22 protein-coding genes and 1 tRNA gene are annotated in these 26085 nt (G+C 67.3%); 15 read left to right on the top strand and 8 right to left on the bottom strand.

Going from position 1 to position 26085, the window contains the following annotated elements:
• Positions 1–21 precede the first annotated feature (21 nt).
• Entirely contained in the window at positions 22–3129 is a 3108-nt protein-coding gene (locus OHZ10_RS14430) for a transglycosylase domain-containing protein (protein ID WP_342702841.1), read from the bottom strand.
• 423 nt (positions 3130–3552) lie between these two features.
• Here OHZ10_RS14430 and OHZ10_RS14425 point away from each other — a divergent pair, with 423 nt between their 5' ends.
• On the top strand, positions 3553–3945 hold the full coding sequence (locus OHZ10_RS14425) for an MAPEG family protein (RefSeq protein WP_342702839.1): 393 nt from the start codon (positions 3553–3555) through the stop codon (positions 3943–3945).
• Between the two features lie 9 nt (positions 3946–3954).
• On the opposite strand, the gene OHZ10_RS14420 is transcribed toward OHZ10_RS14425, so the two are convergent.
• Positions 3955–4872 (bottom strand): LysR substrate-binding domain-containing protein, encoded by a 918-nt coding sequence (locus tag OHZ10_RS14420; protein ID WP_059233281.1) that lies wholly within the window; start codon positions 4870–4872, stop codon positions 3955–3957.
• Positions 4873–5071: 199 nt separating this feature from the next.
• Here OHZ10_RS14420 and OHZ10_RS14415 point away from each other — a divergent pair, with 199 nt between their 5' ends.
• From OHZ10_RS14415 to OHZ10_RS14400, 4 genes are all read left to right on the top strand, one after another.
• Positions 5072–6388 carry an MFS transporter gene (locus OHZ10_RS14415; protein WP_174993162.1) on the top strand — a complete coding sequence of 439 codons (1317 nt, stop codon included), beginning with the start codon at positions 5072–5074 and terminating at the stop codon, positions 6386–6388.
• Between the two features lie 39 nt (positions 6389–6427).
• The gene (locus tag OHZ10_RS14410) at positions 6428–7900 is read left to right on the top strand and encodes an amidase (protein ID WP_081051794.1); all 1473 of its coding nucleotides are present in this window, start codon (positions 6428–6430) and stop codon (positions 7898–7900) included.
• A gap of 116 nt (positions 7901–8016) precedes the next feature.
• On the top strand, positions 8017–9219 hold the full coding sequence (locus OHZ10_RS14405; protein ID WP_174993160.1) for a porin: 1203 nt from the start codon (positions 8017–8019) through the stop codon (positions 9217–9219).
• Positions 9220–9344: 125 nt separating this feature from the next.
• Positions 9345–9629 (top strand): PAAR domain-containing protein, encoded by a 285-nt coding sequence (locus OHZ10_RS14400; RefSeq protein WP_342702836.1) that lies wholly within the window; start codon positions 9345–9347, stop codon positions 9627–9629.
• Positions 9630–9687: 58 nt separating this feature from the next.
• On the opposite strand, the gene OHZ10_RS14395 is transcribed toward OHZ10_RS14400, so the two are convergent.
• Positions 9688–9999, bottom strand: a complete 312-nt coding sequence (locus OHZ10_RS14395) for a cupin domain-containing protein (protein ID WP_256085244.1) — start codon at positions 9997–9999, stop codon at positions 9688–9690.
• A 24-nt stretch (positions 10000–10023) separates the two neighbouring features.
• Complete coding sequence (locus tag OHZ10_RS14390) at positions 10024–10707, bottom strand: DJ-1/PfpI family protein (RefSeq protein ID WP_342702833.1); 684 nt, start codon at positions 10705–10707, stop codon at positions 10024–10026.
• A gap of 117 nt (positions 10708–10824) precedes the next feature.
• Between OHZ10_RS14390 and OHZ10_RS14385 the strand changes: the two genes are divergently transcribed.
• Together OHZ10_RS14385 and OHZ10_RS14380 are read left to right on the top strand one after the other, a co-directional pair.
• On the top strand, positions 10825–11796 hold the full coding sequence (locus OHZ10_RS14385) for a GlxA family transcriptional regulator (RefSeq protein WP_174993156.1): 972 nt from the start codon (positions 10825–10827) through the stop codon (positions 11794–11796).
• A gap of 185 nt (positions 11797–11981) precedes the next feature.
• Positions 11982–12938, top strand: coding sequence for a LysR family transcriptional regulator (locus OHZ10_RS14380; RefSeq protein ID WP_059233288.1), 957 nt, complete (start codon positions 11982–11984; stop codon positions 12936–12938).
• A 126-nt stretch (positions 12939–13064) separates the two neighbouring features.
• Here the strand turns inward: OHZ10_RS14380 and OHZ10_RS14375 are convergent.
• The 4 genes from OHZ10_RS14375 to OHZ10_RS14360 all read right to left on the bottom strand — a co-directional run bounded on the left by OHZ10_RS14375 (position 13065) and on the right by OHZ10_RS14360 (position 17482).
• A tRNA-Met gene (locus OHZ10_RS14375) sits at positions 13065–13141 on the bottom strand.
• A gap of 162 nt (positions 13142–13303) precedes the next feature.
• Positions 13304–14962 (bottom strand): MFS transporter, encoded by a 1659-nt coding sequence (locus OHZ10_RS14370; protein ID WP_059233289.1) that lies wholly within the window; start codon positions 14960–14962, stop codon positions 13304–13306.
• A 226-nt stretch (positions 14963–15188) separates the two neighbouring features.
• The gene (locus OHZ10_RS14365; RefSeq protein ID WP_174993150.1) at positions 15189–16736 is read right to left on the bottom strand and encodes a sensor histidine kinase; all 1548 of its coding nucleotides are present in this window, start codon (positions 16734–16736) and stop codon (positions 15189–15191) included.
• Between the two features lie 17 nt (positions 16737–16753).
• Entirely contained in the window at positions 16754–17482 is a 729-nt protein-coding gene (locus tag OHZ10_RS14360) for a response regulator transcription factor (protein WP_256085241.1), read from the bottom strand.
• A 185-nt stretch (positions 17483–17667) separates the two neighbouring features.
• On the opposite strand from OHZ10_RS14360, the gene recA reads away from it, so the two are divergent.
• The 8 genes from recA (at position 17668) to OHZ10_RS14320 (ending at position 26032) form a co-directional block, all read left to right on the top strand.
• Complete coding sequence (gene recA / locus OHZ10_RS14355) at positions 17668–18738, top strand: recombinase RecA (RefSeq protein ID WP_059233292.1); 1071 nt, start codon at positions 17668–17670, stop codon at positions 18736–18738.
• Entirely contained in the window at positions 18738–19607 is an 870-nt protein-coding gene (recX, locus tag OHZ10_RS14350) for a recombination regulator RecX (RefSeq protein WP_342702830.1), read from the top strand. The genes recA and recX overlap by 1 nt, the downstream gene beginning before the upstream one ends.
• A gap of 145 nt (positions 19608–19752) precedes the next feature.
• The gene (locus tag OHZ10_RS14345) at positions 19753–20361 is read left to right on the top strand and encodes a DUF2889 domain-containing protein (protein WP_059233294.1); all 609 of its coding nucleotides are present in this window, start codon (positions 19753–19755) and stop codon (positions 20359–20361) included.
• 68 nt (positions 20362–20429) lie between these two features.
• On the top strand, positions 20430–21596 hold the full coding sequence (gene sucC / locus OHZ10_RS14340; RefSeq protein WP_059233295.1) for an ADP-forming succinate--CoA ligase subunit beta: 1167 nt from the start codon (positions 20430–20432) through the stop codon (positions 21594–21596).
• A 69-nt stretch (positions 21597–21665) separates the two neighbouring features.
• On the top strand, positions 21666–22547 hold the full coding sequence (gene sucD / locus OHZ10_RS14335) for a succinate--CoA ligase subunit alpha (protein WP_006477916.1): 882 nt from the start codon (positions 21666–21668) through the stop codon (positions 22545–22547).
• A 156-nt stretch (positions 22548–22703) separates the two neighbouring features.
• Positions 22704–23408, top strand: coding sequence for a TerC family protein (locus tag OHZ10_RS14330; protein WP_059236632.1), 705 nt, complete (start codon positions 22704–22706; stop codon positions 23406–23408).
• A 95-nt stretch (positions 23409–23503) separates the two neighbouring features.
• Positions 23504–24100, top strand: a complete 597-nt coding sequence (locus OHZ10_RS14325; RefSeq protein WP_059233296.1) for a pilin — start codon at positions 23504–23506, stop codon at positions 24098–24100.
• A gap of 153 nt (positions 24101–24253) precedes the next feature.
• Entirely contained in the window at positions 24254–26032 is a 1779-nt protein-coding gene (locus OHZ10_RS14320) for a PglL family O-oligosaccharyltransferase (RefSeq protein WP_342702828.1), read from the top strand.
• Positions 26033–26085: the final 53 nt, after the last annotated feature.

The raw sequence follows: 26085 nt of genomic DNA, 5'->3' as shown, positions 1-26085 counted from the left end.
GCGTGCGTACACGCGCCGCGATCAGGACGGTTGCACGGCCGCCGTGCCCGGCGCAGGCGTTTCCGCTTGCGGCGCGGGGCCGGCGGTGCGCGTGCCGGCGTTGGCCGGACGTTCGATCAGCGGCGCGAGTGCCGGCGCCATCGACTTCAGCAACTGCACGGCCATCGCGCTCGTGAAGTCGTAGCGGGCTGCGTACGGCTCGTGCGCGGTCGCCGTCAGCACGCCGAAGAACCGGTCGCCGATCACGAACACGAAGGTGCCGCTGCGGTTGACCTTGCGCGACTCGATCAGGCGCGCGCCACGCGCATAGACGTTGAAGCGCTGGTCGCCCGTGCCCGTCTTGCCGTATACATCGAGCGTCTTGCCGTCCGGCAGCGTGAGCCCGCCCGCGAGGCGGCGCGCGGTGCCGTTGAGCACGACGTCGCGCAGCAGCGTGTGCGCGACGTTGACGATTTCCGGCGACAGCATCGGCTGCGGCTGGGCAGCCGCGCGCACGAAGCGCGTTTCGTACGGCGTGCCCTTCGCGAAATCGAGCCGCGTGATCGTCTCGGTCGGCGCCTTCTGGCCGCCGTTTGCGATCAGGCCGATCAGTTTCGCGAGCGCATCGGGCTGGTCGCCCGATGCGCCGATCGCGGCCGCATAGGACGGCGTGACTTCCGCGAACGGGTAGCCGAGCGCGCGCCACGACTTCGTGATCTCCGCATACGCGCGCAGCTCGACCATGCGGCGGATGCGCCGGTCCTGCGTCGCGTGGTATCGCGTCTTGTACAGCCACGAATACGTGTAGAAGCGCGCGTCGCGGCTGTCGCGCTGGACGTCGGCGAGCGGCGCGGCCGGGTGCGCGCGCAGGTAGTTGAGCGTCCACAGTGCGAGCGGATGCACGCTCGCGATATAACCGCGGTCGTTGAGGTTGAAGCGGTCGATCGCGTACTTCGCGTAGAGCACGGCGAGATCGTCGTCGGACAGCGACGCGGCAGGCGTGCCCTTCAGCTGCGCGCGCATCTGCGCATCGAACCACGCGAGCGATTCGTTCGGCGCGACGCTGCGCAGCACCGTCGCGATCTTCGGCGGCGACTTGCGCACGTCCTTCAGCATCAGCGCGAGCGCTTCGTCGGGCGCCTTGCCCGCATAGCGCGTGTAGTAGCGCTTCACGTAGACCTGGCTTTCGCCGTCGACGAACTGCTGCAGGTAGTGCTGGCGCTGCACGGGATCGTTGAGCCACGACGACGACGGGCCGGCCGCCTGCAGCGTCTCGTAGTGGACGATGTCGCGCATCAGCCGCACGAACACCAGGTTGACCGAGTGCTCGAACGCCGCGTGCAGCGTCAGGATGCGGCCGTTGTCCGACTTTTCGAAGTTCGAGAACACCTGCGCGCCGCCGCCCGTGTAGAACACGTCGGGGCTCGCCGAGTACTTGCGTTCGACGGCCGCGTCGAGCATCGCCTGCAGCGAGCGGTCGCGCGTATGCGACAGGTAGTCGAGCGCCCAGTGCGACAGCCCGTCGATCGGATCGGGCTTCACGCGCGCAAGCTCCGCGTTCGACAGGTTCGCGTAACGCGCATGCAGGTGCGACACGATCTGCAGGTACGTGATCAGCGTGCGCAGCTTCGCGGTCGAGCCGAGGTTGATGCGGCCGCCGCGGTTCACGTCGAACGGCTCGTTCACGCTGTCGGTCTGCACGCGCAGCATGTTCGCGCCGTTGCGGCGCTCGTACAGCGTGAAGCTGTACGTGAGGTGCGACGGGTCGTCCTTCGGCGCGAGCATTTCGAATCCGTACAGCCCGGCGGCCTGCGCGCCGTCGCGCGTCGACGCCAGCGCGAGCCGTGCGGCGACGGCCTGCTGCACGCCGTTGTCGAGCGTGCTCGTCGCCTGCAGGTCGAGCTGGTCGAGCTGGTACAGGTCGCTGATGCCGAGCGCCGACAGCAGCGACGCGCGCGCGGACGTCACCGCCTTGCGCGACACGAACGACTGCACGTGTGCGGCGGCCGGCGGCGCGCTGCGTTCGATCTGCGCGGCGAGCGCGGCATCGCGCAGCGCCGGCGAGATCACGCCGCCGGTCGACAGCAGCCGCAGGTAGCTGTCGGTCAGCTTCTGCAGCGCCGGGTAGCCGCGATTGAGGAAGTACGACGGCGCGCGTTGCGCGATGATCAGCGACAGCACCTCGCGGAACGTCTTGCCCTGTTCGTCGACGTTGTCGCCGGTGGTCGGCGCCGACAGGATCCGGTTCACGTCGTTGAGGTCGCGGCCGTACCATGCGGCGAGACCGTCGCCGATGCCGGTGATTTCGCCGATGTGCGGCCGCGCGGCGAGCGGCACCGAGTTCAGGTAGCGCACGACGATCGTGCGGCGCGCGAGCATCGTCTGCGGGCCGTTCAGGTACGCGCGCACCGACGCGGACGCGATCTGCCGCAGCTTCTCCGGCGGCGTCGCGGTGCGGCCCTCGGGCGAATGGCGGAACTTCTCGATCTGCGTCGCGAGCGTGCTGCCGCCCGGGCGCGCCTGATGGCGGTTGACGACGTGCAGCGCCTGGTCGGCGAGCGCGCGGCTGAAGCGCCCCCAGTCGATCGCCGGGTTGCGGTTCGGCTCGTTCGCGTCGAGCAGGTAGCGATCCTCGATGAACAGCAGCGAGTCGGTGATCACGTGCGGCACCGTGTCGAAGTCGGCATAGACGCGCTGCGGGAACACGGTCGCGAACAGCGGCGAGCCGGTCGAATCGAACAGCATCAGGCCCGTCTGGTCTTTCTCTTCGTAAGGGAGGAACAACCCGCGATCGCCGAGCGACAGCATCCGCTGCGAATCGCGCGCCTGCTTGCTGACGACGAAGCCGCGTGCGAGCAGCCGCTGCTGGAACGCTGGAATCAGCGCGTAACCGAAGCGCTGGTCGTACGGGCCGTTCGCGGGGAAGCGGATGTGATCGCTCGGGCCCGTTTCGACCGTGTAGCCGACGTCGCGGGTGAGCTCGGACAGGTAGTGCGCCTGCATCCGGGACGTTTCGATCTCGGTCTGCACGAGCCGCGCAACGATCGCCACCGCGATCAGCAGTGCGGCGAGCAAAGACCACTTGACCCACGTCCAGACCGATGCAAGGCCGGTCATACGCGGCAGGATACGATTCAGCGGCCGATTCATGGCGGCGTCTCCCTGAGGGCGCGGGTTGTCCGGCCGCACCCCATTAAGGATTAGTGTAGTCCTCCGCAGCGGGCTGCCAAGGGCGGTTGACTACCGAGATGCGTGGATGCAACGCGCGTGCCTGCGACGCACGGCAGCCTGCGCTGCGGTGCGGTGGTGCACGCCGTCGCGGCGTAACGTTTGCGCGTCTGGCGCGGACGCGTCCGCGCGGCAGGGATGCCGGCGGGCAGGCTCGCGCAGCCGGGCTGGCGGACGACGCACCGGTTTCGTGCGCTGCGGCATCGCTGCAAATCGGGCCGGAACCCGTTCAGGAAATGGTCGTCGCCGCATGGCGGCGCTACGGGTTTCCGCGATAGCCGCGCGCGCCGGCGGCGAGTAGGATCGCCGGATGTGCGGCGCATTTCCGCTGACGCCCGGAGTCTCATGACGATCCATCCCGTCGCGCTCGTGTGCACGGCCATCCTCGGGCTGCTGCTGTTCGGGCTCGGGCTCGTCGTGTCCGTCACGCGCTTTCGGCACACCACCGGAAGCGGGTGTGCGCCCGATCCGGAGAACGGGCTGCACAAGGTCGTGCGTGCGCACGGCAACACGGCCGAATACGCGCCGTTTCTCGCGGTGCTGTTTCTCTATTCCGGCGCGCACGATCCGTCGCGCGGAATCCTCGCGCTGATCGTCGCGGCAACCGTGTGCCGCTGCCTGCTGGTGATCGGATTGCTCGCGTGGCCGACGATGGCCAACCCGAATCCCGTGCGTTTCATCGGCGCGCTCGGCACGTATCTGTGCGGCGCCGCGCTGTGCATCGCGCTGTTCGTCTGAGCGACGGCGCTACCGCCACAGCAGCTTCGCGCGATCGTGCCGGCGCACGGCCTCGACGAAGCAGTGGATCAGGTAGTCGCAGGCAATCGTGTTCAGCGCGTCACGGCGCGTGAGCACGCCGACCGACACGGCCGGAATCGTTTCTTTCACGTCGATCGCGACCATCCGCTCGCGAATCCAGTCGACTTCCATGAAGCGCTTCGGCACGCACGACACGGTGTCGGTATGCACCGACAGCGAAAACGCCGCGCTGAACGACGTGCATTCGACGATCGGCTGCGGCGCCGGATAGCCGTGCGCGACGAACACGTCCTGCAGCAGCCGGCCGATGCTTTCCGGTGACGTATTGAGGATCCACTGCGCATCCTGCAGCTGCGCGAGCGACGTGCAGTGACGCAGCGGATTGCTTGCGCGCGTCATCAGGATCAGTTCGGATTCGAGCAGCGGCCGGAACGTGAATTCCGGCGACAGCCGTGTCGCGTCGACGATCGCAATCACGAAGTCGAGCGAGCCGTCGCGCAGCCGCGGCAGCGCGGTGTCGAGAAACCCTTCGCGCACGTCGAGGCGGATCGTCGGCATCCGCTGGCGGAATGCGTCGAGCGCGGCGGGCAGGAAGCCGAGCGACATCAGCGGCGTCAGCGCGCATGCGAGCGCACCTTCCTTGCCGCCCGACAACTGGATCACATCGTCGCGCGCGTGCTGCATCTCCGCGAGGATCAGCCGCGCGCGTGCGTAGACGGCCTGCCCGAAACGCGTGAGCTGCGCGCCGCGCGCGTTGCGCGTGACGAGCGGCACGCCGAGATCGAGTTCGAGTTCGCGGATCGCCTTTGTCAAAGCGGGCTGCGACAGGTGGATCGCGCGCGCGGCCGCGCGCAGGCTGCCGTGTTCGGCGATGGCGGCAAGTGCCCGGAGCTGGTGGTGTTTCACGGCGTGGCGGGGCGCGGCGGCAGTGGCGACGTTCGTATCCTACACCGCGCCGCCGCGTGGAAAGCACGTGATAACCGTGCGTTATCACGATCGAAAAATGTCGCTCCGGGCTGCGTATTTTGAATGCCTAGACTGCATGCGCAGGCCGTCGAACGGGCCGCGCACACGATACGCACAACCAGTACGGAGACACACCTTCATGAAGGCGCCCCGAGCGGACAGCATGTTCGGCGGGCATGTCGGCGACGTTGCCGCATCCCCGTCCAATCGTCAGTTGATCGTCGCCATCACGATCGGCAACGGCCTCGAATTTTTCGACCTCACCGTGTTCAGCTTCTTCGCGGTGCTGCTCGGCAAACTGTTTTTCCCGGCGGTCTCCGCGCAGCAGCAGTTGCTGATGTCGGTCGCGACCTTCGGCGTCGGCTTCATCGCGCGGCCGGTCGGCGGCGTCGCGATCGGGCTCGTCGCCGACCGCTTCGGCCGCGTGCCCGCGATGAACCTCACGCTCGTCACGATGGCGATCGGCACCGGGATGATCGGCGTGCTGCCGACCTATGCGCAGATCGGCATCGCGGCGCCCGTGCTGGTCGTCGTCGCGCGGCTGCTGCAGGGTTTTTCGGCCGGTGGCGAGGTCGGCGTATCGACGTCGCTGCTCGCCGAGCGCGCGCCAGCCGGCGAGCGCGGCTACTACACGAGCTGGCAGTTCGCGAGCCAGGGCGCCGCGGCGCTGGCCGGCTCGTTCGTCGGCTTCCTGCTGTCGTATTGCCTCGATACCGCCTCGCTCGAATCGTGGGGCTGGCGCGTGCCGTTCCTGCTGGGCGTGCTGATCGCGCCGATCGGCCTCTACCTGCGCGCACGCTTCAGCGCGATCGAGCAGCACGCGCCGGCCGCCGCCGCGCGGCGCTCGTCGGCGGTGCTCGGCACCGTGCTGCGGCGCGACGGCGGCGCGGTGCTGACCGCGCTCGGCCTCGTGGTCGGCGGCACGGCCGCGCACTTCATCGTGCTGTATTACATGTCGACGTACGCGATCAAGGTGCTGCACCTGCCGATGGATACCGCGCTGTGGTGCGGGATCCTGTCCGGCGCGGTGATGTTCGTCGCGGCGCCCGTCGGCGGGCGGCTGTCGGACCGCATCGGCAGCAAGCGCGTCGCACTGTGGTCGCGCATCGCGCTGACCGTGCTGATCCTGCCGGGCTTCTGGCTGATCCGCGCGGTGCCGTCGATCGCGACGATGTATGCGGTCGTGATGCTGCTGGCCGCGCTGCATTCGGTCAACGCCGGCGCGAACGGCGTGATCCTCGCCGAGCTGTTCCCGAAGAGCACGCGCGCCACCGCGCTGTCGATTGCGTATGCGGGCGGCGTGTCGATCTTCGGCGGCTTCGCGCAATTCATCGTCACGTGGATGATCGGCGCGACCGGCAATCCCGCGGCGCCCGCGTGGTACGTGATCGTCTGCGGCGTGCTGTCGCTCGTCGCGCTCGCGTTCGCGTCGGATCGCAGCGAACACGATGCGTGATCGCCGCCGCTTCCTTCTTTCCTCTTCGCTCCGAACCGTATGACCGCCACCGTTTCGCTTTCGTCCCCGCCCGCCGACGTCACGGCCGGCGACCTGTGCGACCTGCCAGCCCGCACGATGCTCGACCTGCTGAAGACGCGCCGGATCAGCGCGTGCGACCTGCTCGACGCGCATCTCGCACGGATCGCAACGGTCAACCCGCGCGTGAACGCGCTCGTGACCGTCGTCGATCCCGACGTGCTGCGTGCCCGTGCGCGTGACATCGACGCCCGCTGGATGCGCGGCGAATGGCAGGGGCCGCTGCACGGGCTGCCGGTGTCGCAGAAGGATCTCACCGCGACGCGCGGCGTGCGCACGACCTACGGTTCGCCGTTGTTCGCCGATCACGTGCCGCAGCATGACGCGCTCGTCGTGCGCCGTTGCGCAAGCGCCGGCGCGTTGACGATCGGCAAGTCGAACACGCCCGAATTCGGCGCCGGGTCGCATACGTTCAACGACGTGTTCGGCGCGACGCGCAACCCGTGGGACCTGACGCGTTCCGCGGGCGGCAGCAGCGGCGGCGCTGCGGCCGCGCTCGCGTGCGGGATGAACGCGCTCGCCTGCGGCAGCGACATGGGCGGCTCGCTGCGCAATCCGGCGGCCTGGAACAGTGTCGTCGGATTGCGGCCGTCGCCGGGCCGGGTGCCGCGCGCGCCGGACCTGAACGGCTGGACGACGCTCGGCGTCGACGGGCCGATGGCGCGCGACGTGGCCGATACCGCGCTGTTGCTTTCAGCGATCGCCGGGCCGAGCGGCGAGACCGCGACCGAGCTCGCGGAACCGGGCGCGCGCTTCGCGCAACCGCTCGAACGCGACTTCCGCGGCACGCGCATCGCGATGTCACGCGGCTTGCCTGGCGTGCCGGTCGATCCCGAGATCGAGCAGGCGGTCGACGCGCAGGCGCGCGTGTTCGCGGCGCTCGGCTGTGAAGTCGAGTTCGACGATCCCGATCTGTCGGATGCGGAGGACGTGTTCCGCATCGAGCGCGCATGGATGATCGGCACGCTGGTCGACGGATTCGACGATGTGCAGCGCGCGGCGCTGAAACCCGAGATTCACGACGAATACCGGCTGCATCGCTCGCTGACGGCCGCCGATCTCGGCCGCATGTTCGTGCGCAAGACACGGCTGTTCGAGCGGATGCGTACGTTCATGCAGCGCCATGCGTTCTACGTGCTGCCGACCACGCAGGTGATGCCGTTCGACGTCGACCTGCGCGCGCCCGCGCACGTGCAGGGCGCCGCGAGTACGTCGTACATCGACTGGATGCGGGTGTGCTGGTACCTGTCGTCCACCGAGGCGCCGATCCTGTCGGTGCCGTGCGGCTTCGGCGCGGCCGGTTTGCCGATCGGCATGCAGATCGTCGGTCGCTACCGCGACGACTGGGGCGTGCTGCAGTTCGGCCACGCGTACGAAGTCGCGGCTGGCCGCCGCTGGACCCCGCCGGCGGTCGTCGCCGACGCGATGCGCTAGCCGTCTTCCCCGATGCACCCCTGATCGTTCCGGTTCGCACCGGAGCAGGCCGCGCGCCTGCGGGGGACGCGCACGCCTGCGTTTTGCCATTCGACCCGCGCAATGGAGATCTTCCGATGAAAAAACGGCTGTTGGCAGGCGCGGGTGTCGCGCTGATCGCGGGTGCGGCGCACGCACAGAGCAGCGTGACGCTGTACGGCATTATCGACGAGGGGCTGACCTACACCAGCAACCTCGCCGTCGCCGGCCCGAACGGTACCGTGAGCGGCAAGCCGGCGTGGCGGATGCTCGGTGGCGTGCAGCAGGCGAGCCGCTGGGGGCTGCGCGGCGTCGAGGATCTCGGCGGCGGGCTGGCGGCGGTCTTCACGCTCGAGAACGGCTTCGATCCGAGCACCGGCAAGCTCGGGCAGGGCGGGCTGATCTTCGGCAAGAAGGCGTTCGTCGGGCTGTCGGGGCCGTTCGGCACCGTCACGCTCGGGCGGCAGTACGACACCAACGTCGACTTCCTCGGGCCGCTCGAGGCCGCCGCGCTGTTCGGCGGCTACATGGTTGCGCACCCCGGCGACCTCGACAACGTGAACAACGCGAACTCGACCAACAACGCGATCAAGTTCACGAGCAACGACTACGGCGGATTCCGCTTCGCGGCCATGTACGGCGTGGGCGGCATCGCGGGCGCGGCGACGCGCAACCAGGTGTGGTCGATGACGGCCGGCTACACGCGCGGGCCGCTCGCGGTCGCGGCCGGCTACCTGAATGCGCGCAACCCGAACGTGTCGTTCTTCGGCACGACCGGCAGCCCCGCGCCGGTCACGGGCGGCGTGCCGGGCAACAACATGCTGTCGCCCGTGTATTCCGGCTATGCGTCGGCGCGCACGCTGCAGGTCGCGGCGGCGGGCGGCACGTACGCGATCGGCGCGGTGACGTTCGGCGCGATGTACACGAACACGTCGTTCCGCCAGCTCGGCGACCTGTCGTCCGGGCCGAACCCGGGCGGCGTGTCCGGCAATGCGGTGTTCAACAATGTCGAGGCGAGCGTGCGCTACCAGTTCACGCCCTACCTGTTCGGCGGTGTCGCGTACGACTACACGCGCGGCGGTGGCGTGAACGGCCGCGACGGCGCGACCTATCACCAGGTCGCGGCGGGACTCGACTACTTCCTGTCGAAGCGCACCGACGTGTACCTGACCGCCGTCTATCAGCGCGCGTCGGGCACCGATTCGACGGGGCGGGCGGCGGTCGCCGCGATCAACGGCCCCGGCGCGTCCGCGAACGACCGCCAGTTCGAGGCGCGGATCGGCATGCGGCACAAATTCTGACGGACGCGCGTGCCGCTGGCGGTGATAAGCTCGCGGGACGCCCGCGACCGACGGGCGGATTCCGATTGCCCGTGCGCGGCCGCGCTGTCGCGTTGCGGCGCGTTTCCGAGGGAAGAACCGACATCATGAGCCGCAAATTCATTCTGAAGGGCGACACGACCGACCATGGCGGCGTGGTGCTCGAAGGGATCGCCAATGCGTCGTTCGACGGACGCGAACTCGCCTATCTCGGCGCACCGGTGTTCTGCGCCGCATGCAAGACGACGGGCGTGATCGTGTCGGACGGCGGCGAGCGGACGATGACCGTGATGGGCAAGGTCGTCGCGCTCGAACTCGACCTGTGTCAGTGCGCCTGCACGCCGCTGCCGAAACTGATTCCGTCGCAGGGAACGGGGACGATTTCGGGCTGAAACCCGGCGCGCGGATGCGGTGCCCATCCACGCGTTCTCGATGTGCCGCCGCCAGCCGTCAGACGCTGCCTTCGGTTTCGATCACGAGGATGCGTGCCACGCCGAGCGGATGCGCGACATGCTCGGTACCGGCCGTCGCGTGGAACACGTCACCTGTCTCGAGCACCGTCGCGTGCTCGACGCCGGCTTCGCGGTAGCGCATTTCGACACGGCCGTCGAGCACCGCGAATACCTCCTCGCCATCGTTCACGTGCCATCGATAGGGCGCGTCGGTCCAGTGCAGCCGGACCGTGATGCCGTTCAGGTTCGCGATGTCGAGCGCGCCCCACGCGCGCTCCGCCGTGAATTTCGTACTCCGGATGATGTTCATCGATGGGTTCCCCGGGGTCCGCATTCAGCGCGACATCGCGCGCAGTGCCTGCTCGACGATCGCCTTGCGCTTCGCGAAGCCGGCCGCCGAGCGTTCGGTGACGCGCTTCACGACCAAGGCCGGCGCGGTGTCGGGCGAACCGGCGTCGAACGGCGGTGCGGGCGCATATTCGAGCTGCAGCTGAATCGCCTGCGCTTCTTCGTCGCCGGCCAGTTCCGCGGCGATCGTCAGCGCGAAGTCGATGCCGGCCGTCACGCCGCCGCCGGTGATCAGGTTGCCGTCGCGCACGACGCGCGCGCGCACGGGCACCGCGCCCAACGGTTCGAGCAGCGCGTGGAACGCCCAGTGCGTCGTCGCGCGCCGACCGCGCAGCAGGCCGGCCACGCCGAGCAGCAGCGCGCCCGTGCAGACCGACGTCACGTAGCGCGCGGTGGCCGCGCGTTCCTGCACGAACGCGATCGTGTCGGCATCGAGCAGCAACTCGTTGATTCCGATCCCGCCCGGAATGCAGATCACGTCGAGCGGCGGGCAGTCGTCGAACGTGCAGGTCGGCGCGAGCGCGAGGCCGCTGCTCGACGCGACCGCGTCGCGCGATTTCCAGACCAGATGGACGGCCGCGTCGGGCAGCGACGCGAGCACGTCGTGCGGGCCGGTGAGGTCGAGTTGCTGGACGCCCGGAAACACGAGCAGGCCGATGTGCAGGGTCATGCGAAAACTCCGTGTGGAAGTGACATGCGCCGTCGCCGGCACGGGATGGACAGATCGATTTTAGGCGCGTAGTGTTTGGCGAAATTGCCATATCACCCACGTTTTCAGCCAATCGCCATGCCTGCCGCCCCGCGCTCGATCCTGGTCCTCGCGTTCCCGCGTGCACAACTGCTCGACGTGACGGGGCCGCTGCAGGTGTTCGCCTCCGTCAACGAACTCGCGCTGGAGCGCGGGCAGCCGGCGCCGTATGCGCCGCGCGTCGTCGCTGTCGAAGCGGGGCCCGTCGAAACGTCGTCGGGCCTCGTCGTGATGGCCGAGTCGCTGCGCTCGGCCGCGCGCCATCCCGATACGCTGATCGTTGCCGGCGGCAAGGGCGTGCATGCGGCGTCGAAGGATGCGCGGGTGGTGCGCTGGGTGCGGCAGCAGGCCGGGCGCGCACGGCGCGTGGCGTCGGTTTGCACCGGCGCGTTCCTGCTCGCCGAGGCCGGCCTGCTCGACGGGCGGCGCGCGGTCACGCACTGGGCGCGCTGCGACGAATTCGCGGCGCGTTACCCGAACGTGCGCGTCGAATCCGACCCGATCTTCATCCGCGAAGGCGCGCTGTGGACGTCGGCCGGCGTGACGGCCGGCATCGATCTCGCGCTCGCGCTGGTCGAGGAGGATCTCGGGCGCGCGACCGCGCTCGACGTCGCACGCGAACTCGTCGTGTTCCTGAAGCGCCCCGGCGGACAGGCTCAGTTCAGCGCGATGCTGTCGATGCAACGCACCGACGACCGGTTCGGCGAACTGCACGCATGGATGGCCGAGCACCTGACGGCCGACCTGTCGGTGCCCGCGCTGGCCGGGCGCGTAAGCATGAGCGAGCGCAGCTTCGTGCGCCACTATCGGGCGGGAACCGGCCGTACGCCCGCGCGAGCGGTCGAGCAGATCCGTGTCGAGGCTGCGCAGCGCCTGCTCGGCGAAACGGCATGGCCCGTCAAGCGGATCGCCGCGCGTTGCGGCTTCGGTTCGGAGGAGACGCTGCGGCGCAGTTTCGTGCGCGTGCTGGGCGTGTCGCCGCAGGGTTATCGCGAGCGGTTCGTGCGGTGACGCACGGCGCGTGACCGGGGCCGGCGCGGTTGCTATCCGGCCTGTCCGGGACTGAACGGAAACCGGTCGGTTTCCAGTCCGAAATGCCGAAACTATTCAGGATCGGAGAACAATAGGCGGGGGCTTGTGCCGGGCCTGCCGCGCGCTTTATTCTGTTCCGTTGGCGATCCGATGGGGGATGCAGCATGGACCGAATCCAGGCAATGGAAGTTTTTACTCGTGTGGTCGACGCGAACAGCTTCACGCGGGCAGCCGATACGCTCGCGATGCCGCGCGCGTCGGTGACGACCATCATCCAGAATCTCGAAGCGCTGCTCGGCGTGCGCCTGATGCACCGGACGACGCGCCGGCTGTCGCTGACGCCGGAGGGCGCCGCGTACTACGAGCATTGCATGAAGATCATCTCGGAAATCGCCGAAGCCGACGCGAGTTTCCAGACCGGCAACCGCAAGCCGAGCGGCGTGCTGCGCGTCCACATGCCGAGCTCGCTCGGGCGCCGCATCGTGCTGCCGTCGCTGTCGATTTTCCGGCAGCGCTATCCGGACATCACGCTCGAGCTGGGGCTGTCCGACCGCTATGTGGATCCGGTCGAGGAGGGCATCGACTGCATGATCCGCGTCGGGCCGCTCGAGGATTCGTCGATGGTCGCGCGGCGGATCGGGATGCTGAAGCGCGTGACCTGCGCGTCGCCCGATTACCTCGCCCTTCACGGCGAGCCGCACGAGATTGCCGATCTCGCCGAACACCATGCGGTGAATTTTCGGTCGAGCCACGGCGCGCGGGCGATCCCGTGGGTGTTCATGATCGACGGCAAGCCGTTCGAGGTACGGATGAACGGCGGCGTCACGGTCAACGATTCGGATGCCTATGTGACGTGCGGGCTCGAAGGATTCGGGATGATCCAGCCGACGCTGTTCATGGTGCTGCCGAACCTGCTCGACGGCTCGCTGGTCGAGGTGCTGCCGGACTGCAATCCGAAGCCGAAGCCGATCTCGATCGTTTATCCGCACAACCGCCATCTGTCGCAGAAGGTGCGCGTGTTCGCCGACTGGATTGCCGAGGTGTTCGAGTCGACGCCGTCGCTGGAGGGCGGGGAGAACTGGCGCGGGAAGGTGCAGGAAAAGGCGGCGGTGGCGGCGTAGGGCTGCGCGACGAGGCCGGGCGGAAGTAACGGGGGCTGACGCCGCATGCCGCTCGCGGAGCACGGGTGACTTTGAGGAGCAATGAAAAAAGCCGCTGTTTCTTTCGAAACAGCGGCTTTTCGCATTTGGTGGCGAATCAGGGATTCGAACCCCGGACCTGCGGATTATGATTCCGTCGCTCTAACCGACTGAGCTAATTCGCCGTGAAGAATCAAATTATGTAGACATACCGCCGGGCTGTCAACAGCTTTTTCCATCTTCCGTGAAAAAAGTTGCCGGCCGGCCCATGGCGACCTGGCGGCGGGGCGGGTTGCCGGCCGCCGGAACGACCGTCCGGCAACCGCTTCCCGCCCGCCCGTACAACCTCAATCCTGCGCGTAGATGTTCGAGTCCTTCGTCTCCTTGACGAACAGCAGGCCGATCACGAACGTGGCCAGCGCGATCACGATCGGATACCAGAGCCCCGAATAGATGTCGCCCTTCGCCGCGACGATCGCGAACGCGGTCGCCGGCAGGAAGCCGCCGAACCAGCCGTTGCCGATGTGATAGGGCAGCGACATCGACGTGTAGCGGATCCGTGTCGGGAACATCTCGACCAGCATCGCCGCGATCGGGCCGTAGACCATCGTCACGTAGATCACGAGGATCGTCAGGATCACGATCGTCATTGGCCAGTTGAGTTGCGCCGGATCAGCCTTCGCCGGGTAGCCGGCTCCCTTCAGCGTCGACGCGAGCGTCTTGTCGAACGCCGCGCCCTGCGCCTTCGCGTCGGTCGCCTTGCCGTCGTAGGTCTGGATCACCGTGTCGCCGACCTTGATCTCGGCCTGCGTGCCGGCCGGCGCCGCGACGTTCTCGTAGTTCAGGCCGGCCTTCGAGAGCGCGCTCTTCGCGATGTCGCACGAGCTGGTGAACTTCGACGTGCCCACCGGGTTGAACTGGAACGAGCAGGTGGCCGGGTCGGCGACGACCGTGATCGGCGCCTTCTGCGTCGCGAGCTCGAGCTGCGGGTTCGCGTAGTGCGTGAGCGCCTTGAACAGCGGAAAGTACGTCAGCGCCGCGATCAGGCAGCCCGCGAGGATGATCGGCTTGCGGCCGATCTTGTCCGACAGCGAACCGAAGAACAGGAAGAACGGCGTGCCGATCAGCAGGGCGATCGCGATCAGGATGTTCGCGCTGGCACCGTCGACCTTCAGCGTCTGCGTGAGGAAGAACAGCGCGTAGAACTGGCCCGTGTACCACACGACGGCCTGGCCGGCCGTCAGGCCGACGAGCGCGAGGATCACGATCTTCAGGTTCTTCCACTGGCCGAACGCTTCGGTCAGCGGCGCCTTCGACGTCTTGCCTTCCGCCTTGATGCGCAGGAACACCGGCGATTCGTTCAGCTGCATCCGGATCCACACCGACACCGCGAGCAGCAGGATCGACGCGACGAACGGCACGCGCCAGCCCCAGCTGCCGAATGCTTCCTCGCCGATGAACGTACGCACGCCGAGGATCACGAGCAGCGACAGGAACAGGCCGAGCGTGGCGGTCGTCTGGATCCATGCGGTATAGAAGCCGCGACGGTTCGCCGGCGCATGTTCGGCGACGTAGGTCGCCGCGCCGCCGTACTCGCCGCCGAGCGCGAGGCCCTGCAGCAGCCGCATCGCGATGAAGATCACCGGCGCGGCGATGCCGATCGACGCGTAGCCGGGCAGGAAGCCGACCACGAACGTCGAGACGCCCATGATCACGATCGTCACGAGGAATGTGTGCTTGCGGCCGACCATGTCGCCGAGCCGGCCGAACACGATCGCGCCGAACGGCCGCACCGCGAAGCCGGCGGCAAAACCGAGCAGCGTGAAGATGAACGCGGCGGTCGGATTGACGCCGGAAAAGAAACTCTTGCTGATGTAGGCCGCGAGTGAACCGGCCAGGTAAAAGTCGTACCACTCGAACACGGTGCCGAGCGACGACGCGAAGATCACCTTCTTCTCTTCGCCCGTCATCGGCGAGTGCGAAATTTGCCCGCCTAACGTTGCCATGAATCGTCTCCAAGTCCCTTGATATAGATGTGCGGCCGCCTTGGGTGGGCGGGCCTGTCGACGATTATTGGCATGGAAACTTACGGCGGACTGACTCGCGCGTACAAAACGACTGCGCGTTAACCCGCGCCGAATCGACTGCTTCTGGTGTCGATCATGCGGTGAACGTCCGGCAAATTGCTGGTTTCGACGCAATTGCGCCGGGCCGCGGACGCGTGAGTCAGGGTTAATCCGGGGCCGTACCGGTCAGCGGCAGGCTGACGCGCACGAGCGTGCCGGCAAGGCGCGGCGTGCGCTGGTAGACGTGATCGTCGAGCGTCAGCGTGCCGCCGTGCTGCGTGGCGATCTCGCGCACGATCGCGAGCCCGAGGCCGCTGCCGTCGCCTTCGCGGCCGAGGATCCGGTAGAAGCGCTCGACGACGCGCTCGCGTTCGGCGGCCGGGATGCCGGGGCCCGTATCCTCGACTTCGAGATGCACGAACCGCGCCGCCGGGTCGGCATGCACGCGCACGGTGATGCGGCCGCCTTCGGGCGTGTAGCGGATCGCGTTGTCGATCAGGTTGCCGAGCATTTCGCGCAGCATCACCGGATTGCCGTCGACGTCGAGCGGTGCGTCGTCGGGCGGCCCCTCGTAGCCGAGATCCATCCGCTTCGCGAGCGCGGCCTGCACCCAGTCGCGCACCGCGCGCCGTGCAAGCGCGGCGATCTCGACCGGTTCGAACGTGAGCCCGCTCGCGCGGTTCTCGGCGCGCGCGAGCGCCAGCAATTGCGTGACGAGCCGCGCGGCCTGCTCGGAACTCGTCGCGATCTGTTCGAGCGAGCGCTGCACGTCCGGCGGGACCGGGTGGCGCAGCGCGAACTCGGCCTGCGTGCGCAGGCCCGCGAGCGGCGTTTTCATCTGGTGCGCGGCGTCGGCGATGAAGCGCTTCTGCAGCGCCATGTTCTGTTCGAGACGCGCGAGCAGGTCGTTGAACGACGTGACGAGCGGCTCGATCTCGGGCGGCGCGCGCTGCGCCTCGACGGGCGACAGGTCGTCGGGCCGCCGCGCGCGGATGTGCGCCTGCAGCGCGTTGAGCGGCGCGAGCCCGCGCGACAGCCCGAACCACACGAGCAGGATCGCGAGCGGCAGGATCACGAACTGCGGCAGGATCACGCCCTTGATGATGTCGTTCGCGAGCGCGTTGCGCTTGTCGAGCGTTTCGCCGACTTGCACGAGCACGGGCTGCGTGCCGCCCGATTGCGGCAGTGCGACCGTCGTATACGCGACGCGCACGTCGTTGCCGCGCAGCAGGTCGTCGCGGAACACGACGACGCCCGGCGGCGGGCGGTCCTCGTCGCGCGGCAGCGGCATGTCGGCTTCGCCCGCGACCAGTTCGCCGCGCGTGCCGAGCACCTGGAAGTAAACGCTGTCGACGTTGTCCGCGCGCAGGAAGTCGCGCGTCTGCTCCGGCAGCGTCAGCTCGGCGACGCCGTTCACCGGATGGATCTGCCGGGCGAGCACGTACGCGTTGGTTTCGAGCGCGCGGTCGAACGGGCTGTTCGCGATCGTCTTCGCGACGAGGTAGGTGACGGCGATGCTCATCGGCCACAGCAGCAGCAGCGGCGCGAGCATCCAGTCGAGGATTTCGCCGAACAGCGAGCGCGGGCGCGGTGCCTCGGGCGATTCGGTTTCGTCGGGCGGCGCGAACGGGTTCTCGTAGCGCGCGTCGCGGGCTTCGTCGGCGGCCGACGACGGTGCGCCGGTCGGGGGGCGGGAGTGGGCCGGCGTGGCCATCGCGGCGACGCCCGGTGTCAGCGCAGCGGCGTGCCGGCCACCGCGGGCTGGGGCGCTGTCGCGTCGGCCGGCGCGGCAGGCGCGACCTTCTCGAGGCAATAGCCGAGGCCGCGCACGGTCGAGATCCGCACACCGCTCGGCTCGATCTTCTTGCGCAGCCGGTGCACGTAGACTTCGATCGCGTTGTTGCTGACTTCCTCGCCCCATTCGCACAGGTGATCGACGAGCTGCTCCTTCGACACGAGCCGGCCGATCCGCTGCAGCAGCACTTCGAGCAGGCCGAGTTCGCGCGCGGAGAGATCGAGCACGTGATCGTTCGCATACGCGATGCGGCCGACCTGGTCGAATGCGAGCGAGCCGTGCCGCACGACGGTCGGGCCGCCGCCCGCGCCGCGCCGGGTCAGCGCGCGCACGCGCGCCTCGAGCTCGTTGAGCGCGAATGGCTTGGCCATGTAGTCGTCGGCGCCGAGGTCGAGCCCCTTCACGCGTTCGTCGACGCTGTCGGCGGCGGTCAGGATCAGCACGGGGAGGTTGGAATTGCGGGCGCGCAGGCGCTTGAGCACGTCGAGCCCGGACATTCTCGGCAGCCCGAGATCGAGGATCAGCAGGTCGAAAGTCTGCATCGACAGCGCCGTATCGGCATCGACGCCGCTCTTCACGTGGTCGACCGCATAGCCCGATTGGCGGAGTGACCGGGTGAGTCCGTCCGCGAGTATGCTGTCATCTTCGGCGATGAGGATTCGCATGTTGCTGACCGATGGCCGGCGGGGCATTCGCGCCGACGCGGCTGTCTCCGGAGTTATTCGTGTACAACGCCCTGAATTGCGGGCTTGCATAAACTACTGTTTTTTTATACAGTGTCTGCATTCGGCGGCGCTTGAAAGCGGGCGCGCCTCTAACAGACGCTGCTCATCATAGCAAAGGACGATTCATGGAAGATAGCAAGAAGGGCTCCGGGATGACCGCCGAGAAGAGCAAGGCGCTGGCGGCCGCACTCGCGCAGATCGAGAAGCAGTTCGGCAAAGGGTCGATCATGCGCATGGGCGACGGCGAGGCGGCCGAGAATATCCAGGTCGTCTCCACGGGCTCGCTGGGTCTTGATATCGCACTAGGCGTCGGCGGCCTGCCGCGTGGCCGGGTCGTCGAGATCTACGGTCCGGAATCGTCGGGTAAAACCACGCTCACGCTGCAGGTCATCGCCGAACTGCAGAAGCTGGGCGGCACCGCAGCGTTCATCGACGCCGAGCACGCGCTCGACGTTCAATATGCCGCGAAGCTCGGCGTGAACGTGCCGGAGCTGCTGATCTCGCAGCCGGACACCGGCGAGCAGGCGCTTGAAATCACCGACGCGCTGGTGCGCTCGGGCTCGATCGACATGATCGTCATCGACTCGGTCGCGGCGCTCGTGCCGAAGGCCGAAATCGAAGGCGAGATGGGCGATTCGCTGCCGGGTCTGCAGGCCCGCCTGATGTCGCAGGCGCTGCGCAAGCTGACCGGCACGATCAAGCGCACGAACTGCCTCGTGATCTTCATCAACCAGATCCGGATGAAGATCGGCGTGATGTTCGGCAACCCGGAAACCACGACGGGCGGCAACGCGCTGAAGTTCTACTCGTCGGTGCGTCTCGACATCCGCCGGATCGGCTCGATCAAGAAGAACGACGAGGTGATCGGCAACGAAACCCGTGTGAAGGTCGTCAAGAACAAGGTATCGCCGCCGTTCCGCGAAGCGATCTTCGACATCCTGTATGGCGAAGGCATTTCGCGCCAGGGCGAGATCATCGATCTCGGCGTGCAGGCGAAGATCGTCGACAAGGCGGGCGCCTGGTACAGCTATAACGGCGAGAAGATCGGCCAGGGCAAGGACAACGCGCGTGAATTCCTGCGCGAAAATCCGGAAATCGCACGCGAGATCGAGAACCGCATCCGCGAATCGCTCGGTGTCGTCAGCATGCCCGATGGCGTGAGCCACGAAGCCGAGGCGATGGACGAAGAAGAGTGATGGTTGCGCGCCGAGGTCAGGCTGGCGAGCCGGAAGAGAGCGACGCGCCCGAAGCGGCGGGTCGCTCTGGCCGGCGAGCCGGATCCTCGGGCGCCGGCCGGCGGGTTGCAGGCAGCCATGCCGCGAACCGCACCGCGACGAGGGCATCCGATGATGCCCTCGTTTCGTTTGAGATTGCCGCGCCGGACGACCCGTTCGACGACGGCGAATCGTTCGACGCACACGACCGCTCCCGCCGTCGCGTGTCCGGTGTCCGCTTCCCGGGCGATCGCGCCGCCGACGCGTCGGCGCCGGCAAGGGAAGACGTCTACACACGCAGCAGCCAGCATCCACGCCGCACGCACCGTGCGTCCGGCGCTTCTTCCAGTACGTCATCAGGCGACACGCCGGGCGCCACCGAACGCAAGTCGTCAAAACCGCAACGCTCGTTGAAGGGCCGCGCGCTCGGCTATCTGTCGAGGCGTGAATACAGTCGTGCGGAACTCGCGCGCAAGCTCGCGCCTTACGTCGGCGAAGACGAATCCGTCGAACCGGTGCTCGATGCGCTGGAAAAGGAAGGCTGGCTGTCCGACGCGCGCTTTGCCGAGAGCCTCGTGCATCGCCGCGCATCGCGTGTCGGCGTCGCGCGGATCGTCAGCGAGCTGAAGCGTCATGCAGTCGGCGACACGCTCGTCGAGGAAGTGAACGCGCAGCTGCGCGAGACCGAATGGGTGCGTGCGCAGGCGGTCTGGCGCAAGAAATTCGGTGCACTGCCGCAAACGCCGGCCGAGCGTGCGAAGCAGGCACGCTTTCTCGCCGCGCGCGGCTTCTCGAGCGCGACCATCGTGAAGTTGCTGAAAGTGGGCGACGATTTCCCGATCGACGATTGAGCGGCCGGTCGCGCGCGTGACGCGCGATATTGCTGCAATGCAACCGTTTCCGGACAGGCGGGAATACCCGCCGTCGCGTCAAACTGTCTCAAATACCCAATATGCTAAAATCCGTGGGTTTTCCTCTTCGGCCTCAACCTCCAGCATGCCGCTATCCGAGCCCGTGCCCCGTCAGTTGCGACATCGACGCGCAATCCGAGCGGAAGCCTACGAGCGCGGCGACGGCTTGTGGGACATCGAAGCCTGCCTGACCGACCACAAGCCGCGGGATGTCGCGCTTGCGTCGGGCATCCGGCCCCAAGGCCTGCCGATCCACGAACTCTGGCTGCGCGTGACCATCGATCGTGACCTCAATGTCGTCGACGCCGAAGCGTCTTCGGAATGGGTGCCCTATCCCGGTCACTGTCAATCCGCCCCTCCTGCCTATCGGGCCCTCATCGGGCTCAATCTCTTCCGCAATTTCCGCCGCAACGCGAACCGGCTGCTCGCTGGCGTCGCAGGCTGCTCCCATCTCACCGAACTGTGCGCCGTGCTGCCGACGGCAGCGATCCAGGCGTTCGCCGGTGACGTGTGGAACGTGCGCGAAGAGGGCGGCGAAGGACCGGATCACGACGGCGCGCACGCCGAACCGCCTTTCCAGCTCGGCCGCTGCCGTGCGCTGCGGTTCGACGGCGAGGTCGTGCGGCAGTACTACCCGCGCTGGTATGGCCCGATTCGGCCGGATATGCCCGGTGAAGGCAGCACGAAGGAATGAACGGAAATCATTCGAAGAAGCGTCTTAAGCGACTTTTCATCCAACTCTCAGACTGAAGGGAATCACGCATGAAGATTCACGAGTACCAGGGTAAGGAAATCCTGCGGAAATTCGGAGTCGCGGTACCGCGCGGCAAGCCGGCGTTCTCGGTTGAAGAAGCCGTCAAGGTGGCAGAAGAGCTCGGCGGCCCGGTATGGGTCGTTAAGGCTCAGATCCACGCCGGTGGCCGTGGCAAGGGCGGCGGCGTGAAGGTGGCGAAGTCGATCGAGCAGGTCCGCGAATACGCGAACCAGATCCTCGGCATGCAGCTCGTCACGCACCAGACCGGTCCGGAAGGCCAGAAGGTCAACCGTCTGATGATCGAAGAAGGCGCCGACATCAAGCAGGAACTGTATGTCAGCCTCGTCGTCGATCGCGTGTCGCAAAAGATCGTTCTGATGGGTTCGAGCGAAGGCGGCATGGACATCGAAGAAGTCGCCGAAAAGCACCCGGAACTGATCCACAAGGTCATCGTCGAGCCGTCGACGGGCCTGCTCGACGCTCAGGCCGACGACCTCGCCGCGAAGATCGGCGTGCCGGCTGCTTCGATTCCGCAAGCGCGCGCGATCCTGCAAGGCCTGTACAAGGCATTCTGGGAAACCGACGCATCGCTGGCTGAAATCAACCCGCTGAACGTCTCCGGCGACGGCAAGGTCACCGCACTCGACGCAAAGTTCAACTTCGACTCGAACGCGCTGTTCCGCCATCCGGAAATCGTTGCGTACCGCGATCTGGACGAAGAAGATCCGGCTGAAATCGAAGCGTCGAAGTTCGACCTCGCGTACATCTCGCTCGACGGCAACATCGGCTGCCTCGTGAACGGCGCAGGCCTCGCGATGGCAACGATGGACACGATCAAGCTGTTCGGCGGCGAGCCGGCGAACTTCCTGGACGTCGGCGGTGGCGCGACGACCGAGAAGGTCACGGAAGCGTTCAAGCTGATGCTGAAGAACCCGGATCTGAAGGCGATCCTCGTGAACATCTTCGGCGGCATCATGCGCTGCGACGTGATCGCGGAAGGCGTGATCGCCGGTTCGAAGGCCGTGAACCTGAACGTGCCGCTCGTCGTGCGCATGAAGGGCACGAACGAGGACCTCGGCAAGAAGATGCTGGCCGATTCGGGCCTGCCGATCATCTCGGCGGACAGCATGGAAGAAGCTGCGCAGAAGGTCGTCGCGGCTGCCGCAGGCAAGTAAGCGCGCGCTAATGAACACGCATGGCGGCGCGGTTTGCACGCGACGCCAATCGAACAGAGGTCAAAATACATGTCGATTCTGATCAACAAGGACACGAAGGTCATCACGCAGGGCATTACCGGCAAAACCGGTCAGTTCCATACGCGCGCCTGCCGTGAATATGCAAACGGCCGCGAAGCATTCGTCGCGGGCGTGAACCCGAAGAAGGCCGGCGAAGATTTCGAAGGCATTCCGATCTACGCAAGCGTCAAGGAAGCGAAGGCAGAAACCGGCGCGACCGTGTCGGTCATCTACGTTCCGCCGGCAGGCGCAGCGGCTGCGATCTGGGAAGCGGTCGAAGCCGATCTGGATCTCGCGATCTGTATCACGGAAGGCATCCCCGTCCGCGACATGATCGAAGTGAAGGACCGCATGCGTCGCGAAGGCCGCAAGACGCTGCTGCTCGGGCCGAACTGCCCGGGCACGATCACGCCGGACGAACTGAAGATCGGCATCATGCCGGGTCACATCCACCGCAAGGGCCGCATCGGCGTCGTGTCGCGTTCGGGCACGCTGACGTATGAAGCCGTTGCGCAGCTGACGGCACTCGGCCTCGGCCAGTCGTCGGCAGTCGGTATCGGCGGCGACCCGATCAACGGTCTGAAGCACATCGACGTGATGAAGATGTTCAACGACGATCCGGATACGGATGCGGTCGTGATGATCGGCGAAATCGGTGGTCCGGACGAAGCCAATGCGGCAGAGTGGATCAAGGACAACATGAAGAAGCCGGTCGTCGGCTTCATCGCGGGCGTCACGGCGCCTCCGGGCAAGCGCATGGGCCACGCCGGCGCGCTGATCTCGGGCGGTGCGGATACGGCCGAAGCGAAGCTGGAAATCATGGAAGCGTGCGGCATCACCGTCACGCGCAACCCGTCGGAAATGGGCCGTCTGCTGAAGAAGGCGCTGTAATATTTCCCTTGGGTTCGTCCTGCAGAAAACGCCGGCTTTGCCGGCGTTTTTTGTTATGCTCGCGCAATGAATTCGTAAGCACCGGGCATGCATCGCGCATGTGCCGGCGATGAACCGGGCCGCCTGCGAGGCGGCCGCTGTCCTGTCCTCACCGCCATGCTCGAATTCCTGACATCGCTGCATTGGGGCGCCGTTCTCCAGATCGTCGTCATCGATATCCTGCTCGGCGGCGACAACGCGGTCGTGATCGCGCTCGCCTGCCGCAACCTGCCGGCGAACCAGCGGTTGCGCGGCGTCATCTGGGGCACCGCGGGGGCGATCCTGCTGCGTGTCGCGCTGATCGCGTTCGCGGTCGCGCTGCTCGACGTACCGTTCCTGAAGCTCGGCGGCGGGCTGCTGCTGTTGTGGATCGGCATCAAGCTGATGGCGCCGGCCGGCGACGCGCACGACGACATCAAGCCAGCCAGCCGGCTGTGGGATGCCGTGAAGACGATCGTGATCGCCGATGCGGTGATGAGCCTCGACAACGTGATCGCGATCGCCGGCGCGGCCGAACAGGCCGATCCGTCGCACCGGATCGCGCTCGTGATATTCGGGCTCGTCGTCAGCGTGCCGATCATCGTGTGGGGCAGCACGCTGGTGCTGAAGCTGCTCGACCGCTTCCCGATCGTCGTGGCGTTCGGCGCCGGGCTGCTCGGCTGGATCGCGGGCGGGTTGATCGTGAACGACCCGGTCGGCGACCGCTGGCCGGTGCTCGATACGCCGCAGGTGCTCTACGGTGCGAGCATCGCCGGCGCGCTGTTCGTCGTGGCGATCGGCTTCGCACTCAAGAAGCGCCACGGCGCGCCGCGCACACACTGACTGGCCGTCCGGCCGACTGCCGGTTTCGCGGCCCGCTGGCTACGATCGAAACGCCTGCCTTGATCGGCAGGCGTTTTTCGTTTCCGGAGCCTGCCATGTTCGAAGCCTTTTCCGTTTCCCTGTTCCGTCGCGTTGCCGCCGATCTGCGGCGCGCGAACCGGCCCGTGCCGCGCTGGCGGTTGGCCGGCTTCACGCTGATCGAATTGATGATCGTGCTGGCGATCGTCGGCGTTGTCGCCGCCTATGCGATTCCCGCGTACCAGGATTACCTCGCGCGTTCGCGCGTCGGCGAGGGGCTCGCGCTCGCGTCGTCTGCGCGGCTCGCGGTCGCCGACAACGCGGCGAGCGGTGCGAGCCTCGACGGCGGCTACAGCCCGCCTGCCGCGACCCGCAACGTCGAATCCGTTGCGATCGACGCCGCTACCGGCCAGATCACCGTCGCGTTCACCACCCGCGTCGCCGCGGCCGGCACGAATACGCTGGTGCTCGTGCCGTCCGCGCCCGACAAGGTCGACGCGCCTACCGCGCGTGTGCCGCTTAAAAAGGGGGCGATACAGGCCGGCGCGATCGCGTGGGAGTGCTTCGCGGCCGGCAAGGACGCGTCGTCGCTGCCGGCGCCGGGAGCCGGGCCGTTGCCGGGTGATGCCGCGACGCTGCCCGCGAAATATGCGCCTGCGGAGTGCCGCGCGTAGCGCGGGAAGGAGGCGGCGGCGGTGCGTGCGACGGGCCGGCCGCCGCTTCGGCCGGCGGGGGCCGCCACCCCGCGCCGGGTCGTGGCGCGATGGCCCCGCACAGAGGGGGGAAAGTTTTGTATAGTGCGCCGGTTGCTGACATCCGGTTCGCTCATGCCTTCTACTTTTTCCCGTTCGTTGTCGCTCGTTGCGCTGGCTGTCGCCCTGATCGTGCCGTACGCGATCACGAATCACACGTATCCGATCCCGACCTTCTATTCCGAGTTTTCCGCGCTGGTGCTGTATTTGCTGGTGGGGCTGTCGGTTGTGCTGCTTACCCGCAGCAACCGCCAGGCCCAGCCGTTCGCTGCGCCGGCCGCGTTCGTCGTGCCGCTCGGGTTTGCCGCGGTGCTGATCGCGCAGACCGTGCTGATCCCGCTCAAGGTGCCGTCGATGAACTGGCTGGCGGTCGGCTACCTCGCGGCCGCGCTGGTCGCGATGCAGGCCGGCTATGCGCTCGCGCGCGACGGGATGGCGGAAGCCGTGTCGCGGATGATGGCCGGTGCGCTGCTCGTCGGCGGCGTGTTCGCAGTCGGCACCCAGTTCGTGCAGCTGTTCCACCTCGAGTCGGCCGTCTCGCCGTTCGTCGTGGTGTACAACGTCGCGGTCGACCGCCGTCCATACGGCAACATGGCGCAGGCGAACCATCTGGCCAGCTATATCGCGTTCGCGCTCGCGGGCGCGCTGTACCTGGTGCAGACGCGCCGGCTCGCGGTATGGGCGTGGTTCGTGCTGTCGCTCGTGCTGTCGGTCGGTCTCGCGCTGACGGTGTCGCGCGGGCCGTGGCTGCAAGTTGCGGTGATGGTCGTCGCGGGTTTCTGGATGGCGTGGGTCGAATCGCGTCGCGCGCAGGGCAATGCACGTGTATGGCTGATACCGGTCGTGCTCGCGGTCGCATTCATCGCGGTGAACGTCGCGGTGCGCTGGGCCAACGTGCACTATCACCTGAATCTCGCCGAGTCGGCGGCCGACCGGATGCGCGACGCGGGGCAGATCGCGCCGCGCCTCGCGCTGTGGAAGTACGGGCTCGCGATGTTCCGCGAGCATCCGCTGCTCGGGGTCGGCTGGGGTGAATTCCCGTCGCACCAGTTTGCGCTCGTGCGCGCGCTCGGCGGCGTCGAGATCGCGAACAACTCGCACGACATCTTCATCGACCTGCTCGCGAAATCCGGTCTCGTCGGTCTTGGTGTACTCGTCGTCACGCTCGTGACGTGGTTCGTGCGCGCGGTGCGCGCGCCGCAGTCGAGCATGCGCGTGTTCGGCTTCGCGCTGATCGGCATTCTGCTGATGCATGCGCTGGTCGAGTATCCGCAGCAGTACATGTTCTTCCTGCTGCCCACGATGTTCGTGATCGGGCTGCTCGACGTGAAGCCGCTGCGCATCCTGCCGGGCCGCGCGGCATTCGGGCTGTTCGCGGTGCTGTCGTTCGGCGGCGTGCTGGCGGCCGTGCCCGTGCTGCGCGACTACCAGCGCGCGGAAGTGCTCTATTACGGCAGCGATCCGGCCGCGCAGTACCGCGATGCGCCGTCGCTGCTGTTCGGCGCGTGGGGCGAGTACGGTGCGGCGACGCTGCTCACGATTTCGCCGGACGATTTGCCGGCCAAGCTCGCCGCGCATGAGCGCGCGATCGCGCTGCTGCCCGGCGAGACGGTGCTGCGCCGCTATGCGGTGCTGCAGGCGCTGGCCGGACGCGAAGCCGATGCGCTCGATACCGTCGCGCGCCTGCATGTGTTTGCGAAGGAATTGAAGGACTGGCCGCAGCAACTGGCGCTGCTGTACAAGCTGTGCGACCAGCAACCGGCGCTGAAGACGTTCAGGGCGGCTGTCGTCGCGAAGTACGGGGAAGTGCCGGCCGAGGCCGCCGACGACTCTGACGACGACGATTCGGATTGATGTGCGATGGCGCTCGCCGGAACGGGGAATGCCGGCGGTCGTCGCGCCGCGGT

It is taken from the genome of Burkholderia arboris (genome assembly GCF_038723655.1).
Classification (GTDB): domain Bacteria; phylum Pseudomonadota; class Gammaproteobacteria; order Burkholderiales; family Burkholderiaceae; genus Burkholderia; species Burkholderia arboris.
This window is presented reverse-complemented; position numbering and strand designations above follow the sequence as displayed.